Origin of the sequence: Xanthomonas hortorum (assembly GCF_011305375.1) — a bacterium.
Lineage (GTDB): Bacteria > Pseudomonadota > Gammaproteobacteria > Xanthomonadales > Xanthomonadaceae > Xanthomonas > Xanthomonas hortorum_E.
In genome coordinates, this window is sequence record NZ_VCME01000006.1 from 39,670 (window position 1) to 56,283 (window position 16,614).

The window sequence follows — 16,614 nt, forward strand, 5'->3', positions numbered from 1 at the left end:
GCTGCGGGTGTCCCTCGGGACTGTCCCGGACAACGGGCGAATCGCGGGTAGGATTTTTCCGAATGTGGGCTGCTGCGAGCGCATGACCGGTCACAAAAGCGCACATCCAATTGCCTGAATAGGCATTGCGGTAATGCCCGCATCTCAAGCGCGTTTTGCCTGCGCCGATAGCCATTAACGAACGGTTTAGAAACGCCGCGTCGTCGTGATCGCTACCTCGCAGCACGCCATCGCTTGTCCTTGCGGCGCTTGTCGCGCGCACCATCCTCAAGAGAACTTTCCAATGTTAGGCAACTTCAGAATCGGAACCAGGCTGATCGTCGCGTTCCTGATCGTCTCGGCGATCGGCGCATGCATCGGCTGGGTGGGCTATTCCAACTCGGGCCGTATCAGCGACCTGTCGAGCTCGCTGTACGAGCGCGAATTGCTTGGCTTGTCGAACGTGAAAGAGGCCAATATCAACCTCATTTATGCAGGCCGCGCACGTGCCAATCTGTTGTTGGCCAGCAGCGCCGAAGAACGCCAGTCGCATGTGCAGAGCATCGACAAGTACACCGCCAGGGTGGTCGATCACATCACCCGTGCGCGTGGCAGTTTCGAAACCGAAGAGGGCAAGACCAAGCTGGCGCAGTTCGATCGCGCCTGGCAAAAGTATCTGGACGAGCGCGGCCGCTTTATCGAAGTCGCCAACCGCGAGGCCTTGCGCGAAACCAATCCGGAATTGGCGGTGCTGTCGCGTGCCGTGCGCGCCAGTTCGGATGAAGTCGATAACCTGATGACCGATCTGAGCAGCCTGCGCGAGCGCAGCGCGGCATCGGCCAATGCGGAAACCGGTGCTATCCATGCGCGGGCTTCGAAACTGCTGATCGCCATCATTTGTGGAGGTGTGCTGTTTGGCGCGATATTAGGTGTGGTGATCAGCCGTAGCGTCACTGGCCCGATCCGCCGTGCAGTGGCGGTTGCCAATGGACTGTCGGAAGGCGATCTGAGCATGCGTATCGACGTGCAGGGCCGCGATGAAACCGCGCAGTTGCTCGAAGCCATGCGCACCATGGTGCAGAAGCTGTCGCAGGTGGTCGGCGAGGTCAATACCAGTGCCGAGACCCTGGCCAGTGCATCGGAAGAAGTCAGTGCCACTGCGCAGAGCCTGTCGCAGGCCGCCAGTGAACAGGCCGCCGGTGTGGAAGAAACCAGCGCATCGCTGGAACAGATGACCGCATCGATCAGTCAGAACACCGAGAACGCGCGCATTACCGATGGCATGGCCACCCAGGCCGCGAAAGAAACCATCGAAGGTGGCGAAGCAGTAGTCGCCACCACCCAGGCGATGAAGCAGATCGCGCAGAAGATCGGCATCATCGACGACATCGCCTATCAGACCAATCTGCTCGCGCTCAACGCGGCGATCGAAGCGGCGCGCGCCGGCGAACATGGCAAGGGCTTTGCCGTGGTCGCCGCCGAGGTGCGCAAGCTGGCCGAACGCAGCCAGGTAGCCGCGCAGGAGATCGGCGAAGTGGCAAGTTCCAGCGTGGAATTGGCCGATCGCGCAGGGCGTTTGCTGGACACCATCGTGCCCAGCATCAAGCGCACCTCGGATCTGGTGCAGGAGATTTCCGCCGCCTCCGAAGAGCAATCTTCCGGCGTCAGTCAGATCAACTCGGCGGTGGTGCAGCTCAGTCAGACCACCCAGCAGAATGCCAGCGCGTCCGAAGAACTGGCCGCCACTGCCGAAGAGATGAGCGCGCAGGCCGAACAACTGCAGCAGAGCATGGCGTTCTTCCGCCTGGGCGGGCAGGGGCCTGTGAGCACGCCGCCCAAGCGTGGCAAGGCGGTCGCCGCACGTCCGGCACGCGCCGCAGCTGCACGTGGGTGGCGCAGCACTGCAGCGCCGGCCTACGCCATGTCCGAGGGCCCGGACGAAGGCCAGTTCGCCCGCTTCTGAGAGACCGATCGATGACTGCACAGACCCCCGATGTGATGCCTGGCGACGCCGATGCGGCGGCCCAGTATCTGACCTTTCAACTGGCCGGCGAAACCTTCGCCATCAGCATTCTCGGCATTCGCGAAATCATCCAGTACCGCGCCCCCACGCCGGTGCCGTCGATGCCGGCCTGCGTGCGCGGGGTGATCAATCTGCGCGGTGCGGTGGTGCCGGTGGTGGACCTGCAAGCGCGGCTGGGGCGTGCCGACAGCGCCATCGGCAAACGCAGCTGCATCGTGATTCTGGCTACCGAACAGGCACAGGGACCGCAGGTGATCGGAATGTTGGTCGATGCGGTCAACGCGGTGATCGAACTGGCCGATCAGGACATCGAAGCCGCGCCCGCGTTCGGTACGCATATCCGCCGCGATCTGCTACGCGGCATGGGCAAGGTCGGCGAGCGCTTTGTGGTGTTGCTGGAGATGGAGCAGGTGCTGCATGTCGAGGAGATTGCCGGCACTGCCGATGCACTGGCCGCCTGAGCTGCAGCCTCGTCAGACGCCTGAACCAGGCATCTGGCGAGCGCTACCAATCAATCCTGCAGGTACCAACCAGCGAAGCGATGCACGCGGTTGCGCCCGCTGCGTACTGCGAACTGCAATGCATGCCGCGCGCGCGCCAGCAAGGCATTGGTGTCGTGCAAATCGCAGGCAGGTGCATCCACCAGCCCGATGCTGACCGTCAACGGAGCATTCGGCCAGGTGGCCGTTTCGATTGCCGCGCGGATCCGTTCGGCGGTTTCCACAGCGACCTGCGCCGACGTCGACGGCAATGCCACACACAGCTGATCCGAATTCAATCGGGCCACACTTGCGGTGGGCGGCAGCTGTGCTTCGATCATTCTTGCGGCCTTGACCAGTGTTGCATCCGCCGCAGCCGCGCCGGCCTGCAATTTCTGCCGTTTGAAACCATCCAGATCGATCAGCAGAAAGCCGAGCGATGGCTCAGGCGAAGCACTCGGCGCGTCTGCAAGCGCGTGCACTGCGCGCTCCAGACCAGCGCGGTTCCACAAGCCGGTGAGTTCGTCGCGCAGCGCGTCCAGCTCGACCAGCTTGGCTGCGTGGCGCAACTCGATGGTAGTGACGACTTGCCGCGCCAGCGCCTTCAGCGCGTCGCGTTCGGCCACCGACAGGCGCCGCGGCGTGCGATCCAGCACGCACAGCGTCCCCAGCGCGATACCGTCGGAGGTCAGCAGTGGGGCCCCTGCATAAAAGCGGATCTGCGGTTCGCCGGTGACCAGTGCATTGTCGACAAAACGCGCGTCCAGATGGGCGTCGCCGACTTCCATCACCTGATCGGGTTCGAGAATGGCATGCGCGCAGAACGACAGATTGCGCGGCGTCTCGCGCGGCTGCATGCCGATCCTGGATTTGAACCACTGGCGTTGCGTGTCGATCAGCGAAATCAGCGCCATCGGCGTCCGGCACACTGCCGCAGCGATCGCAGTGAATTCGTCGTAACTGGGCTCGGGCGCGGTATCCAGAATCTGGTAATCGTGCAGTGCGGCCAGGCGATCGTCTTCATTGGCCGGCATGCGCGCGCCGAAGGTCGCATTGATGCCACCGGGCAACAGTGTCGCGTGGATCAGGCTCAACGCGGGCGCGTCGGGATTCTGCATGCAAAGGACCACCGGAACAGGGCGCCGTCAGGCGGTGAAAGACAAGGTGCGAGCACGGCGATGGCCGGTATAACCGAGCCATCGCCTAACTGTTGGAACTAGCGCGCCAGCCACCCTAGCGGCGAGCGCGTGCCTAGATCTTGCCACAGGAGCTACTGCGCGTACGCATCGAGCCATATTCGAGCGGCTACAAAACGCTGCGAGCGGTCGTTAGGTGGCTGCGGGCGGCGCGCAGGAACCGGAGTGACGAGTGGTACATGCCGATTCCGAGCACCGATCGCGCACACCTGGCGGCCGCGCAGTAGTTTTGCCAGCCGCTTTAGTCCGGGCTGACTGCGTGCCGACATCGCAGTGGCATCACTCGCCCTGACCGGCGTTGCCGTGCGGACGGCGGTTGTTTTCTTTGTCGATCTGCAAGTCCTTCTGGCCCGGGCGCTGCTTGGCCGCCTCATCGTGCTGACGGTCCTGCTGGCTTTCGGCAGCGCCATGCTGATTCTCTGTGACGTTGTCGGGCTGTTTCTGCTCATTGCTCATGGCGTGCATGTCCAGGGTGAATGAAGAAACGGACGTTAGCGCGCGCGGTGTGATCCTGGCGGCATGGTTCCGTTGTCACGGCTGCGCACGCTCAAAAACCCAGGTCGGCGCCGAGTGAGTAACCCGAATGCCGCCAGTCCGCGACAAACAAAAAATCCCCGGCAACCAGTGGTTCCCGAGGATTCTTTGAAAATCAATGGTGGAGCGGAAGGGGATCGAACCCTCGACCTTCGCGATGCGAACGCGACGCTCTCCCAGCTGAGCTACCGCCCCACGTGCTTTGGATTCTAACCATATGCCGCGCGGTTCGCCAAGGGCTGGCTTGCGGTGTCGGACCGCACCGTCAAAGATGCGATCCGGGGTCAATGACGCGCTGCAATCACTCGCCGATCAGCGGAAACTTGAGGTCCGGGTTCTTGGCCTTCCATTCCTTGTACGACACCGAGCCTTCCCATGCAGCGAAGGCCTTGGGGGTGCGGCCGCGGCCGGACCAGGTTTCGCCGGTGTGTGGCAGTTCGTACTTCGGCTTGACTTCGCTACGGCCGCTCTTGACCACTTCCTTGCGTGCGGTGCCGGTACCCAGGTAACCGGCGATATCGTTGCGCTGCTTGGTGTTGAAGTGGCCGGCGAACTGTTCGAGCAGCGAGACGATGGTGGCATGCGCAGACGATGCTTCGCTTGCGCGCTCGGTCTTCTCCTGTTCTTCCAGCTTCTGCAGTTCCTCCAGCAGCTTGGCTTTGGCTTGTGCGATGGAATCCAGTTTCGAAGTGGTATTGCTCACAGAGGTATAGCCTCGGAATAAAAAAGTAGTGGAGACGCCGCCCAGAGGGCGCGCGTCATTATGGCATGCGGCCTGTCGGCGGCCGTTAGCCGCGCGGGTGCCTGCTCAGGGTGTGAAACCCCTGTCGCCGGGCCTGTGCGGTCGCTTTTTGCAATACCGCGACAGGTGCCGTCCAGGGGCTGCCCGTGCAGCAAACCCGGCGGTCACCATACAGCGAGCGATACCTTACTGCGATCACCGCGCGGTAGCGTCATCCAGCAGCGGCAGCACTTGCGCCTCCAGCACCTCGCGGCGCCATTGGCCCAGCGGGGCAGGCCAGCTGTGTTGTTCGATCAGGCTCTCCAGGTGCCGGCGCGAGGCCAGGATGCCGTCCGGCAGGCCCAGTTCGCGGCTACGCTGCGCCACCGCGTCCTGCAGACGCTTGAGTACTGCCTTGTTGCCGTCGGTGGCGGCCTGCGCCAGCGGCGCATGGTCCTCGTCCGGCAGCGGCGTGTTGAGGGCATCCCACACTGCGGTGGCGAGCTTGCGCGGGGCCTTGGGGAACTTGTCGAACTGGCGCAGCAGTGCGTCCAGATCGTCGGGTGGAAAACGTGCCAGCTGGCTGGCCAGTTCGTTGTCCAGGATCCAGCTGCGTGGGCGGTCGCTCTGACGCGCCTGCATATCGCGCCAGCGCAGCAGCCGCAGCAGCCGACGCTGCGCGGCAGGTTCCAAAAATTGCGCGGTGCGCAGGCTCACATGCGGCCAACGCTCGCCATCGTCGTGCTCCACCGTGGCGAGCAGGCGCTCGGCATCTTCGGCCAGCCAGCCCAGGCGATCCTGCTCGGTCAGACGGCGGCTGAGTTCATCATGGATCGCAAACAGATAGCGCACATCGTCGGCGGCGTATTCGAGCTGTGCGGGCGAGAGCGGGCGGCGCATCCAGTCCGAGCGCGTCTCGCCCTTGGTCAGCAAGGTGCCGGTCACTTCCTGCACCAGCTTCTGATAGCCCATGCCACCGCCCACACCGGCCAGCGCGGCGGCGATCTGGGTATCGAACAACGGCCGCGGCAACACCCCGCAGGCGCATTTGAAGGTGACCAGATCTTCGCTGGCGCTATGCATCACCTTGACGATATCGGTGGCGGTCAACCACTCCCCGAGCGCCGCGTTCATGCCCGGAATCAGCGGGTCGATCAGCAGGATCTCCTCGCCGATGGCCATCTGCACCAGCGCCAGTTGGGGCCAGTAGGTGCGTTCGCGAATGAATTCGGTGTCCAGGCCAATGCGGGACGGACGCGCTGCGTGCAGGCGTTGCGTCAGCTCGGAGGGGTGGGTGATCCAATGGGGCACGTGATTTCCGTCGACAGCGAGGGTTTGCGCAGAACGCGCAGAATAGCCTAACGTCGCGATCGCCTGTCGTGCGGCAGAGCACTGGAAGGAGCAGGTGGTGGGTGAGTGCGGTAACCGGATGGCAGCGTGGGGACTGGTCGCGCTAAGCCTGTGCGCCTGTTCGCGTGCGCCCACGCCAGCGCCTGCCGCTGCGCCACAACCTGCAGCCGCAGCTGCGGTGCCGAGCAAGCCGAATGTCTCGATCAGTGGCGAAGAATCCGCCGAGACCGTGGCGCAATGGCAACCGCCGGCAGTGGACCTGGGCGACGAACCTTTGGCGCAGGCGCGTAAGCGTGCCGACCAGGCCTTGCAGGAAGATCGGCTGTTTCGCAGTGCCGACGATGCGATCCCGTTGTATCTGGCGATCCAGCAACGTGCCGACGGCAAAGATGCGGCCAGCCGTCGCGGGCTGGAGCAGGCGCGGCGCCGGCTGATCGAGCGCGGCGAGGATTTGATCGAACAGACCGAGCGCCAGGACGATGCGCTCGAACAGGCGCGTGAGCTGGCCATCGTGGCCCTGGCGCTGGCGCCGCAGGATCCCAAGGTGCGCGCGCTGCAGAGTGCGGTTGAAACCGCGCAGCGCGTGCTCGGCTTCAACCGTGCCGGCGAAGAAGATCTGCGCGGTGGGCGGCTGGGCGAAGACGGCAATGGCGCACTGGTGAATTTTCGCGATGCGGCCCGGCTGGACCCCGACAACCCACGCACGCGCCAAGGACTTGCGGCCGTGGAAAGCGGCTTGCTGGCACGTGCCGAGCAGGCCGCCGAGGCAGGCGATTTCATCGCTGCGCGTTACTGGTTGCAGATGGCCGGGCAGGTGCGCGAACGCGCGCCGACCATTGCCGATGCACGGGCACGCGTGGAGCGCATGCGCCACGCGCAGATCGCGGCTTTGCACGATGCCGGCCTGCACGATCTGAACTCGCCGCGGGGGCTCAAGCCGGCCGGCGAGAAATTGGCCGAAGTGTTGCGCATCGCCGACCCGGGCGACCCGGTGGCCGGCGATCTGCGTCGTCGTCTGGAACTGGCCACTCATTACGGCAGTTTTCGCCCCGGGCAGGTGTTCACCGATGGGCTCAAAGTGGGTGGGCGTGGGCCGCAGATGATCGTGGTGCCGCATGGTGCGTTTCAGATGGGTGCAGGCGATGCCGAACCGGGGGCATCCGACAACGAGCGCCCCGCGCATTACGTGCGCTTCGCGCGGGGCTTTGCGCTGTCGATCACCGAAGTGACCGTCGCCGAGTTTCGTCAATTCATCGAGGCGACCGGCGCACGCCCGCGTGCCACCCGACGCGGGCATTCGGTGGTGTACGACGAGCGCAGCGGCAACTTCATCCGCCGCAGCGGGGTGGATTGGCAATCCGACTACAACGGCGCGCAGGCCGCGCCCAACAGCCCGGTGATGCACGTCAGCATCCGCGACGCCGAAGCCTATGCGAGCTGGCTATCGGAACAGACCGGCCGCCATTACCACGTGCCCAGCGAGGCCGAGTTCGAATACGCGGTGCGCGCCGGCACCACCGGGCGTTATCCGTGGGGCAATGCCGGCTCGCCGCCGCTGGATGCGGGCAATTTCACCGGCGGCAACGATGTCTCGCGCAGTGGCCGGCATTGGAACAACGGCTTTGTCGGCTATGGCGACGGTTTCTGGGGGCCGGCGCCGGTGGGCAGCTTTCGCGCCAACGCCTGGGGCCTGCACGACATGGGCGGCAATCTGAGCGAGTGGGTGGCCGACTGCTGGCATGCCAGCTACCGGCGCGCGCCGGCCGACGGTGCCGCCTGGTTCAACCCCGGTTGCCGGCAGCGCATGATCCGCGGCGGCAGCTGGGCCAATTCGCCGCAGCAGACGCGCGCGGCCTGGCGGCAGTCGCAGGACTCCGATAGCACCAGCGCGCGCATCGGCTTCCGCGTGGCGCGCGGTATCTAGAGCGGCGCTGCGAGCGGCGTGCCTGTCGCCGCCAAGGCGTGATCGCAGCAGCGCAGATCGACGTACCTGGGGCCAGGCGCAGTGCGATTGCCGCGCGCCGGTTGCAGCTTCCTGGCGAGCGCCGGTCCGGTGTTGTTCACCGCTGTCCACGGGTCACCCGGTGCGCAGGCTTAACCCCAGCGAACAGTCCCCCGACCCGCTCCGGAACCCACTCGGGTTCGCTGCGGTCTGTAGTGCCGGCACTTCTGAAGGACGGCTGCGATGAGCTGGGGAATCCGTTTGTTTCGTTGGCTGATCGCAGTGTTGCTGATCGGTGGCAGCGGCTACGCGGTAGCGCGGCATCTGCAGGATGGAAACACTGCCGGGCATTACGGCTCGGTCGAAGTGGTGCGCCCCCAAGGTACGCCCAAGGCGATGGTGGTGCTGTTGCCCGACAGCGGCCATCCCCAGGACGGCCAGCAACTTGCCGAGATGCTGAGCAACGACGGTGCGTTGGTCGCGGTGATCGATACCGCCAGCTACCGCGAACGTGTGCGGTCTCACCACGCCGCCTGTAGCTCGCTGGCCGACGATGCCGAGCGGCTGGGCAAGAAGTTGCTGCGCGCCGAGCACGTGGATGCGTTCCTGCCGCCGGTGCTGGTGGGGCAGGGCGATGGTGCAGTGCTGGCACGTCAGGCGATGGCCTCGGCCGCGCCGGACGTGCTGGGTGGCGCGGTTGTCGCCGACGGCGGCGCCAGCGATGTCGGCCTGGCCTGCTCACGCGATGTGCCCGATGCGAATCAGGGCTTTCTCGATGATCTGGTCGACGACGCCAATCCGATGCAGATTGCCGCGGCCACCCTTGGCCATTTTCAGGCAGCGCAGGCGCAAGGCGTGGGCGATCTGCCGTTGGTGGAACTGCATGCGCCCGGCAGCGACCGCTTGGTGGTGATGCTGTCCGGCGATGGTGGCTGGCGCGAACTGGACAAAGGCATCGCTGCGCAGTTGCAGCAGCAGGGCGTGTCGGTGGTGGGCTGGAACAGCCTGCGTTACTTCTGGGGCAGCCGCACGCCGCAGCAGGTCGGGGCGGATCTGGATCGGCTGATCGCAACGTATCGGCAGCGCTGGCATATCCAGCACGTCGCCTTGGTGGGCTACTCGTTCGGCGCCGACGTGTTGCCGTTCGCCTATCCTGAGCTGTCGCCGCAGCAGCGTGCCTCGGTGCAATTCGTCAGCTTGCTCGGCCTTGGTCACCAGGCCGATTTCAAGGTGCGCGTCGGCGGCTGGCTGGGGTGGCACAACGATGCCGAGCGCGATGTGGAACCGGCGATCCAGTCGCTGGACGCGCATCGCCTGCAATGCATCTACGGCGATCAGGAAAAGGACACGCTGTGCCCTGAGTTACGCGCACGCGGTGTCGAGGTGGTTGCGCGCCCGGGTGGCCATCACTTCGATCACGATCCTGCGGTGCTGGCCGGCGTGTTGCTGCAAGGCTGGCAGCATGCGGTGCAGACGTCCACGCCCAGCCGCGGTTGAGGGGCGACGCGACCAACAGCACACGACCGAGTCGCCAGCTGCGATGTCCTCACCGCTTGCGGGACCCTTGGCGGCAGGGATGCGGTCAAGGATTCTTCATGGACTGATTCACGGCGTGTCCCGCGCGCGGTGAGGGCATTGCGCCCTCGATGCGCTGAACTTTTGAACCAAGCATTTGATTGCATTTCGACGACGCTACGACGCTACGACGCGAATTCTCGTTTGTCCTGGAGTGATCGAATACCTCGATACATCACTTGCAGAGCGGCTGATCTGTAAGTTGGCTGCAGGGCCCTTGCCCGCCCACCCTCGCGGGACACGCCGCAAGTACGTCCGTGTAGGCTCTTACGCGGCATCCATGCCGCGTAAGGTCCCGCGACGGTGGGCGGGCAAGGACCAGTGGGGAAGGTCGGTGCGCTTGGTGCGAGCGGTGCATGCCGCGAGTTGTGCGATGACGGGTGGTCTGATCAGCGCTTTTCGATTCGATCAATGTCGCTGCCATTGTCGACATCATTCCACGCGTCAACGAAGCCGGGTGCACCAGACATGGTGCCGCCATCGATACAGCGTTCAAGAGGGTGTGTCAGCTGCTCTTAGCTTTCGCTGCGTTCTACGCGTACCTCGATGTTGCCATCGGCCAGCTGCGCACGTAGGCGCTCGCCGGGCGCTACCTCGCCAGCGCTGCGTACCACGCTGCCATCGTTGGGGCGGGTCACGATCGCATAGCCGCGGGCCACCGTGGCCAGCGGGCTGACCGCTTCCAGCGAGCGTGCAAGACCACGCAGCCGCAGTTGATCGTGTTGCAAACGTCGCTGCATGGCTGCCTGCGGATGCAAGGCCTGCAGGCGCTGCTGCAGGTTGGCCAGATCGCGTTGCGGGTTGTGCGCATGCAGGCGTGCCTGCCCACGTTGCACGCGTGCCTGCAGCCGCTCCAGCACCTGCGTCATGCGCGCGCGCAGCTGGCGGCCGGCATCTTCCTGGCGGCGGTGCAGCAGTTGCAGCCGCGCCTGCGGGCTATGCGCACGCAGCCGCAATGCAAGCCGGTCAGCGCGCTGCATCGCGTTGCCCAGCGCGTGTTGTTGCAGCTGGGCCATGCGCGCATGCGCGCGCCGCACGCGGGCGACCAGCTCGCGTTGATCGGGCACCAGCAACTCGGCGGCCACCGAGGGCGTGGGCGCACGCACATCGGCAACGAAATCGCTGAGGCTGAAGTCGGTCTCGTGGCCAACCGCCGACACCACCGGTGTCTGCGCGGCAGCAATCGCGCGTGCCAAGCGCTCATCGTTGAACGCCCATAGATCTTCCAGCGAGCCGCCGCCGCGGGTGATCAGAATGACGTCGTAGCGCCCGGAGGCGTCTGCGCGCTGCAGCAGCGAGGTGATCTGCGCGGCGGCGCTGTCGCCTTGCACCAGCGAGGGCAGCAGGTCCACTTCCAGCAGCGGAAAACGTCGCGACAAGACGCTGAGCACATCGCGTACCGCCGCACCGCTGGGCGAGGTGATCACCGCCAGGCGCCGCACATGCGCCGGCAACGGCTGCTTGCGCTCGGCATCGAACAAACCTTCGGCGGCCAGGCGCGCGCGCAGCTCGTCGAAGGCGCGGCGCAAGGCGCCTTCGCCGGCTTCTTCCATGTGGTCGAGCACCAGCTGGTAGTCGCCGCGCGCCTCGTACAGGGTGAGACGCCCGCGTGCGAGCACGCGCAGGCCTTCGCGCGGCTGGAACTTCAGCCAGGTGCTCTTGGGCTTGAACATCGCGCAACGGATCTGCGCGCGTGCGTCCTTGAGCGTGAAGTACAGATGGCCCGAAGAAGGGCGGGTGACGCTGCTCAGCTCTGCTTCCACCCAGACCAGCGGGAAGCTGCCTTCCAGCAGGTCGCGCGCCAGCGTGTTGAGCTGGCTGGGGGTGAGGATCTGTTCGTTGCGGTCGGCCATCGGCGCATTATCCCGCAGCGGCGATGCGCATGCGTGAGTGCATCACGCGGACGCTCACAGGCCGTGTTGCGCCAGCGCCCAACCCACGTGCTCGCGTACCAGTTCCGAATCGTCGTTGCGACGTGCTTCCAGTGCCGCCAATACCTCCGGCGCGCCGGGCGCATTGCCTAATCCCACTGCGATATTGCGCAACCAGCGTTCGTGGCCGCTGCGGCGGATCGGGCTGCCTTCGGTGCGGCGCAGGAACTCGTCCGTGTCCCAGGCGAACAGCTGCGGCAGCGTGGCCACATCCAGGTCGTTGCGGGCGCGAAAATCGGCTTCGTCGGTGCGTTGGGCGAACTTGTTCCAGGGACAGATCAGCTGGCAGTCGTCGCAACCGAAGATGCGGTTGCCGATCGGCTTGCGCATCTCCTCAGGGATTGCGCCATCGTGTTCGATGGTGAGATAGGCGATGCAGCGGCGCGCATCCAGTCGATACGGCGCAATGATGGCCTGGGTCGGACAGATATCGATACAGCGCGTGCAGGTGCCGCAATGCGCGGTGGCGGGCGTGTCGATCGGCAGCGGCAGGTCGAGGTAGATCTCGCCCAGGAAAAACCACGAGCCGCCGTTGCGATCGATTAGACAGGTGTGTTTGCCGATCCAGCCCAGGCCGGCATTGCGCGCCAGCGCGCGTTCCAGCACCGGCGCGGAATCGACGAACACACGAAAGCCGAATGCACCGATTTCGCCCTGGATGCGCTCGGCCAGTTTCTGCAGGCGGTTGCGCATCAGCTTGTGGTAATCGCGGCCCAATGCATAACGCGCCACGTACGCACGGGTGCCATCGTGCAAGGTGTTCCAAGCTTCGGAGTCGTCCTTGCGGCCGTAATCCATGCCCACCGACAACACGCGCAGGGTGCCGGGCACCAGCTCCTGCGGGCGCGAGCGCTTGTCGCCGTGCTGGGCCATCCAATGCATGGTCCCGTACAGGCCTTCTTCCAGCCAGCTGCGCAGATGCGCCTCGTCTTCGCCCAGCTCGATGCCAGTGATGCCGCAACGTTGAAAGCCGGCCTCGCGCGCAAGCGCACGGATGCGCGCGGCAGCGTCGGTGGGGTCGGGGCGGGCGAGGACGGCAGACATGGCGACAAGTATAGAATTCCCGGCATGTACGTACCGCTCGATCTTTACGACACCGCCGCTGCGCGCAGACTCGATGCGCAGGCCACCGCGCTGCTCGGTGGCGATGGCTACTTGTTGATGCAACGCGCCGGGCAGGCCGCCTGGCAGTACCTTCTTGAACGCTGGCCGCAAGCGCGCCGCATCGTGGTGGTGTGCGGAACCGGCAACAACGGTGGCGATGGCTATGTAGTGGCGCGCCTGGCGCAGCGGGCCGGGCGTGATGTGCGGGTAGTGCATCTTCCAGGGCACGGCCCGGCCTCGGCGCTGGCACAGCGGGCCTGCACCGATTACCTGGGCGTTGGTGGCGCGATCGCATTGTTTCCGTCTCCGCTGGCGCAGGCCGATGTGATCGTCGATGCGCTGTTCGGCATCGGCCTCAACCGTGCGCCGGATGCTGACACCGCGTCATTGATCGAGGCCATCAACGCAGCCGGCGTGCCGGTGTTCGCGCTGGATGTGCCCAGCGGCATCGATGCCGATCGCGGCGTGGCCTTCGATGCCGCGGTGCGCGCAGAGGTCACCTTGCAGTTCATCGTGCCGCATATCGGGCTGTACACCGGCGATGCGCTGGAGCATGCCGGCGAGCGCGCGATTGCCTCGCTTGAGGTGCCGGATGCCGCATTCGACGGGCTGGAGCCTGCCGCACACAGTTGGGACATCGACGCCTTGGCCGCGCAGTTGCGGCCGCGCCGACGCAATACGCACAAGGGCGAATCCGGGCGGGTGCTGTGCGTGGGCGGCAATCTCGGTAGCGGCGGCGCGATCATGCTGACCGCCGAAGCGGCCTTGCGCAGCGGCGCAGGGCTGGTGCAGGTCGCCACCCGCGCCGAGCACGTGCCGCCGCTATTGGCGCGCTGCCCGGAGGCAATGGTGCGCGCGGTGCAGGACGACGACGACATCGCCGCACTGGCCAATGCGGCCGACGTGGTCGCACTGGGGCCGGGCCTGGGTCAGGACGCCTGGGCACAGGCGTTGTGGCATGCGGTGCTGGCCTCGGATACCGCGGTCGTCATCGATGCCGACGGCCTGAATCTGCTGGCTGCCAACGCAGTGCCGAGACGCGGGCCGCGCGTATTGACCCCACATCCCGGCGAGGCCGGCCGTTTGCTTGGCCTGTCCATCGCACAGGTCCAGCGCGACCGTCTGGCCGCCGCAGACGCCTTGGCCAAGCGCTTCGACGCGGTTGTGGTGCTCAAGGGTGCGGGTAGCATCATCGCCGCGCCGCACGCGGTGCCACGCATCATCGACGCCGGCAATCCGGGCATGGCAGTCGGCGGTATGGGCGATCTGCTGACCGGCGTGATCGCCGCCTTGCTGGCGCAGGGCTGGTCGCCGCTCGATGCCGCCAGCCTGGGCGCCTTGTTGCATGCCTGCGCTGGCGACGCGGCCGCGCGCGATGGCGAGCGCGGCCTGCTGCCAACGGATTTGTTACCCGAACTGCGCCGCCTGGCCAACGCCGGAGCCATTGCATGAACCAACTCACCGCACAACTGGTCGATGCGCAGGCCACCGAAACCCTGGGCCAGGCCCTGGCCGCAGTGCGACCCACGACTGCGATGGTGCAGTTACATGGCGATCTTGGTGCCGGCAAATCCACCCTGGCGCGTGCGCTGTTGCGCGCGCTCGGCGTTACCGGGCCGATCCGCAGCCCCACCTACACCTTGGTCGAGCGCTATCCGCTCAGCACCGGCGACGAGGCCTGGCACCTGGATCTGTACCGCATCGGGCATGCCGGCGAATTGGACTTTCTCGGGCTCGACGAGGGCAGCGCGAGCCTGTGGCTGGTCGAATGGCCGGAACGTGGCGCAGGCGCACTGCCGCCAGTGGATCTGGATGTAGAACTGGCCGTTGAAGGCGAGGGTCGCAGCGTCAAGCTGCTGGGCCGAAGCGAAACGGGGCGCGGCTGGCTGGCACGTCTGGCACAGCACCCCGAGTTGCAGGCGCTTTCTGTCGGCTCACAAGAACAATGAACGCCAGGTTGTGGATTATTAAGGGAAATCACCTTGCAATTGACACTATTGGGTGATTGAATCCAGCCCCATGACACCGGGGATCCGCCAGTTCTGTGTTTCTGCCTTGACCGCCAGCCTGAGTCTGGCGGTTTTTGCTGCGTGGGCCGGCGAAATCAAGAGCGTTGGTGTCAGCACCGGTGCAACCGGCACGCGCGCCGAGATTCAGCTTGCCGGCAGCGGCGGCTTCAAGACGCTGTCGTTGGCCAACCCCAATCGGTTGGTGGTGGATTTCCCCGATTCTGCGGGCGTGCGCGGTCTCAAGCTGCCTGGCGCTGCCGGTCTGGTGACCTCGGTGCGCACGGGCCAGCCGGTGCCGGGGACGTTCCGGGTGGTGTTCGAGCTGGCAACGCCGGTCACGCCGCTGAAGCCGCAGATGCAGACGCTGGGCAATGCCTCGACCTTGGTGATCGAGTGGCCGGGCGATCCGACGCCGGTTGCGGCCACGGCCGCCACCACGGCGACAGCGCCTGCAGCAATGCCGGTGCCGCGCCCGGTCACGGCGCAGCCGGTGAATGCACAGGCCGAGGCAGCGCGTGCGACCGCAGCCTTGGCTGCATCTGCGCAGCGCGCCTCATCCGCGCCACCGCCGCAGGCGCCAGAACCAGCACCGTACGTGCCGGCATCGGCCATGCCTACCGTCACAACGGCACCCGTTCCGACAACGGTCGCCACTGGCGTGCCGACGCCGCGTCCCAGCGTTGCCACGAGCGCGGTGACGACCAGTACGGCTATGCCGGCAAGCGCCGGCAGCAATACGCCCAATCGCGTCACGGTCACCACTGCCAATGCACCCACAGGCGTGGCGATGACTGGCGGCAGCGCATCGCCCGCTGCGATCTTGAACGGTGGCACTGCGCCGATGGGCGTTGCACCCGGCAACACCGCGGCAGCCATGCCGAACGCGGCGTCAGGCGTGGTTGCGGGCACAGACAGCGACGACATCCCGCCGCGCCCGGTACTGCCCAGCGAAGCCTCGCGGATCAAGATGGCGCCGGGCATGCGCCCGTTGATCGTGGCAATCGATCCCGGCCACGGTGGCCAGGACCCGGGTGCGATGGGCCCCACCGGCAAGCGCGAAAAAGACGTCACCCTGGCGGTCGGCCGCGAACTGGCGCGCCAGATCAACGCCACACCCGGCATGAAAGCGTACATGACGCGCGACACCGACGTGTTCATTCCGCTGCCGATGCGCGCGCAAAAAGCGCGTGCCGCCAAGGCCGACATCTTCATCTCGATCCACGCCGATGCCGCAGAAAATCGCAGCGCAACCGGTTCATCGGTCTACGTGCTGTCGACCAAGGGGGCTTCCTCGCAGCGCGCGCGTTGGTTGGCCGACAAGGAAAATGCTGCCGACCTGGTCGGTGGCGTGCGCTTGCAGCAGACCGAAAGCACGCTTGCCAACGTCTTGCTGGATCTGGCGCAAAGCGGCCACATGAAGGCTTCCGAAGATGCTGCCGGCCATGTGCTGGGCGGGCTCAAGCGGATCGGCAACAACCACAAGCCGTTTCTGGAACGCGCCAACTTCGCGGTACTGCGGACCTCGGACATGCCGGCGATGCTGGTGGAGACCGCCTTCATCTCCAATCCGGATGAAGAGCGTCGCCTGATCGATCCGGCCTACCAGCGCAAGATCGCCTCGGCCGTGCTGGACGGCATCGATACCTTCTTCACCCGCCAGCCGCCGCCGGGCACGCTGTTCGCCGCGCGTGCGCAGGCCGAAGCCGATGCAAGCGCCGGCACCGTGGCCGGCGGCAGCCGCTGACCCGCTCGGCTATCATTCCGCACTGAT

General features: G+C 65.8%; 13 protein-coding genes, 1 tRNA gene and 1 other RNA gene. 8 read left to right on the forward strand and 7 right to left on the reverse strand.

Annotated elements, in window-relative coordinates:
• The first annotated feature begins 283 nt into the window (after window positions 1-283).
• A complete protein-coding gene (locus FFY45_RS06345; protein WP_176339799.1) occupies window positions 284-1,942 on the forward strand; it encodes a methyl-accepting chemotaxis protein in 1,659 nt (552 codons plus the stop codon).
• An 11-nt stretch (window positions 1,943-1,953) separates the two neighbouring features.
• A complete protein-coding gene (locus FFY45_RS06350; RefSeq protein ID WP_176339800.1) occupies window positions 1,954-2,463 on the forward strand; it encodes a chemotaxis protein CheW in 510 nt (169 codons plus the stop codon).
• A 50-nt stretch (window positions 2,464-2,513) separates the two neighbouring features.
• Here FFY45_RS06350 and FFY45_RS06355 read toward each other — a convergent pair whose 3' ends face one another.
• Window positions 2,514-3,599 (reverse strand): GGDEF domain-containing protein, encoded by a 1,086-nt coding sequence (locus tag FFY45_RS06355; protein ID WP_176339801.1) that lies wholly within the window; start codon window positions 3,597-3,599, stop codon window positions 2,514-2,516.
• 185 nt (window positions 3,600-3,784) lie between these two features.
• Window positions 3,785-3,858: non-coding RNA, sX9 sRNA (locus FFY45_RS06360), on the reverse strand.
• 92 nt (window positions 3,859-3,950) lie between these two features.
• Between FFY45_RS06360 and FFY45_RS06365 the strand changes: the two genes are divergently transcribed.
• A complete protein-coding gene (locus FFY45_RS06365) occupies window positions 3,951-4,157 on the forward strand; it encodes a hypothetical protein (RefSeq protein WP_176339802.1) in 207 nt (68 codons plus the stop codon).
• A 173-nt stretch (window positions 4,158-4,330) separates the two neighbouring features.
• Here FFY45_RS06365 and FFY45_RS06370 read toward each other — a convergent pair.
• From FFY45_RS06370 to rnd, 3 genes are all read right to left on the reverse strand, one after another.
• Window positions 4,331-4,406 (reverse strand) — tRNA-Ala (locus FFY45_RS06370).
• A 106-nt stretch (window positions 4,407-4,512) separates the two neighbouring features.
• The gene (locus FFY45_RS06375) at window positions 4,513-4,914 is read right to left on the reverse strand and encodes an H-NS family nucleoid-associated regulatory protein (protein ID WP_023904240.1); all 402 of its coding nucleotides are present in this window, start codon (window positions 4,912-4,914) and stop codon (window positions 4,513-4,515) included.
• A 234-nt stretch (window positions 4,915-5,148) separates the two neighbouring features.
• Window positions 5,149-6,243: a ribonuclease D gene (rnd, locus tag FFY45_RS06380; protein ID WP_176339803.1), complete on the reverse strand. Its 1,095-nt coding sequence runs from the start codon at window positions 6,241-6,243 to the stop codon at window positions 5,149-5,151.
• A gap of 118 nt (window positions 6,244-6,361) precedes the next feature.
• On the opposite strand from rnd, the gene FFY45_RS06385 reads away from it, so the two are divergent.
• Complete coding sequence (locus tag FFY45_RS06385) at window positions 6,362-8,206, forward strand: formylglycine-generating enzyme family protein (protein WP_180334220.1); 1,845 nt, start codon at window positions 6,362-6,364, stop codon at window positions 8,204-8,206.
• 261 nt (window positions 8,207-8,467) lie between these two features.
• On the forward strand, window positions 8,468-9,721 hold the full coding sequence (locus FFY45_RS06390; protein ID WP_176339804.1) for a virulence factor family protein: 1,254 nt from the start codon (window positions 8,468-8,470) through the stop codon (window positions 9,719-9,721).
• A 593-nt stretch (window positions 9,722-10,314) separates the two neighbouring features.
• On the opposite strand, the gene xseA is transcribed toward FFY45_RS06390, so the two are convergent.
• Both xseA and queG read right to left on the reverse strand, forming a co-directional pair.
• A complete protein-coding gene (gene xseA / locus FFY45_RS06395; RefSeq protein ID WP_176339805.1) occupies window positions 10,315-11,652 on the reverse strand; it encodes an exodeoxyribonuclease VII large subunit in 1,338 nt (445 codons plus the stop codon).
• 54 nt (window positions 11,653-11,706) lie between these two features.
• A complete protein-coding gene (queG, locus tag FFY45_RS06400) occupies window positions 11,707-12,774 on the reverse strand; it encodes a tRNA epoxyqueuosine(34) reductase QueG (protein WP_176339806.1) in 1,068 nt (355 codons plus the stop codon).
• 24 nt (window positions 12,775-12,798) lie between these two features.
• Here queG and FFY45_RS06405 point away from each other — a divergent pair, with 24 nt between their 5' ends.
• The 3 genes from FFY45_RS06405 (at window position 12,799) to FFY45_RS06415 (ending at window position 16,587) form a co-directional block, all read left to right on the forward strand.
• Window positions 12,799-14,286, forward strand: coding sequence for an NAD(P)H-hydrate dehydratase (locus tag FFY45_RS06405; protein ID WP_176339807.1), 1,488 nt, complete (start codon window positions 12,799-12,801; stop codon window positions 14,284-14,286).
• On the forward strand, window positions 14,283-14,783 hold the full coding sequence (gene tsaE / locus FFY45_RS06410; protein WP_176339808.1) for a tRNA (adenosine(37)-N6)-threonylcarbamoyltransferase complex ATPase subunit type 1 TsaE: 501 nt from the start codon (window positions 14,283-14,285) through the stop codon (window positions 14,781-14,783). The genes FFY45_RS06405 and tsaE overlap by 4 nt, the downstream gene beginning before the upstream one ends.
• Before the next feature lie 70 nt (window positions 14,784-14,853).
• Window positions 14,854-16,587: an N-acetylmuramoyl-L-alanine amidase gene (locus tag FFY45_RS06415; RefSeq protein ID WP_176339809.1), complete on the forward strand. Its 1,734-nt coding sequence runs from the start codon at window positions 14,854-14,856 to the stop codon at window positions 16,585-16,587.
• Window positions 16,588-16,614: the final 27 nt, after the last annotated feature.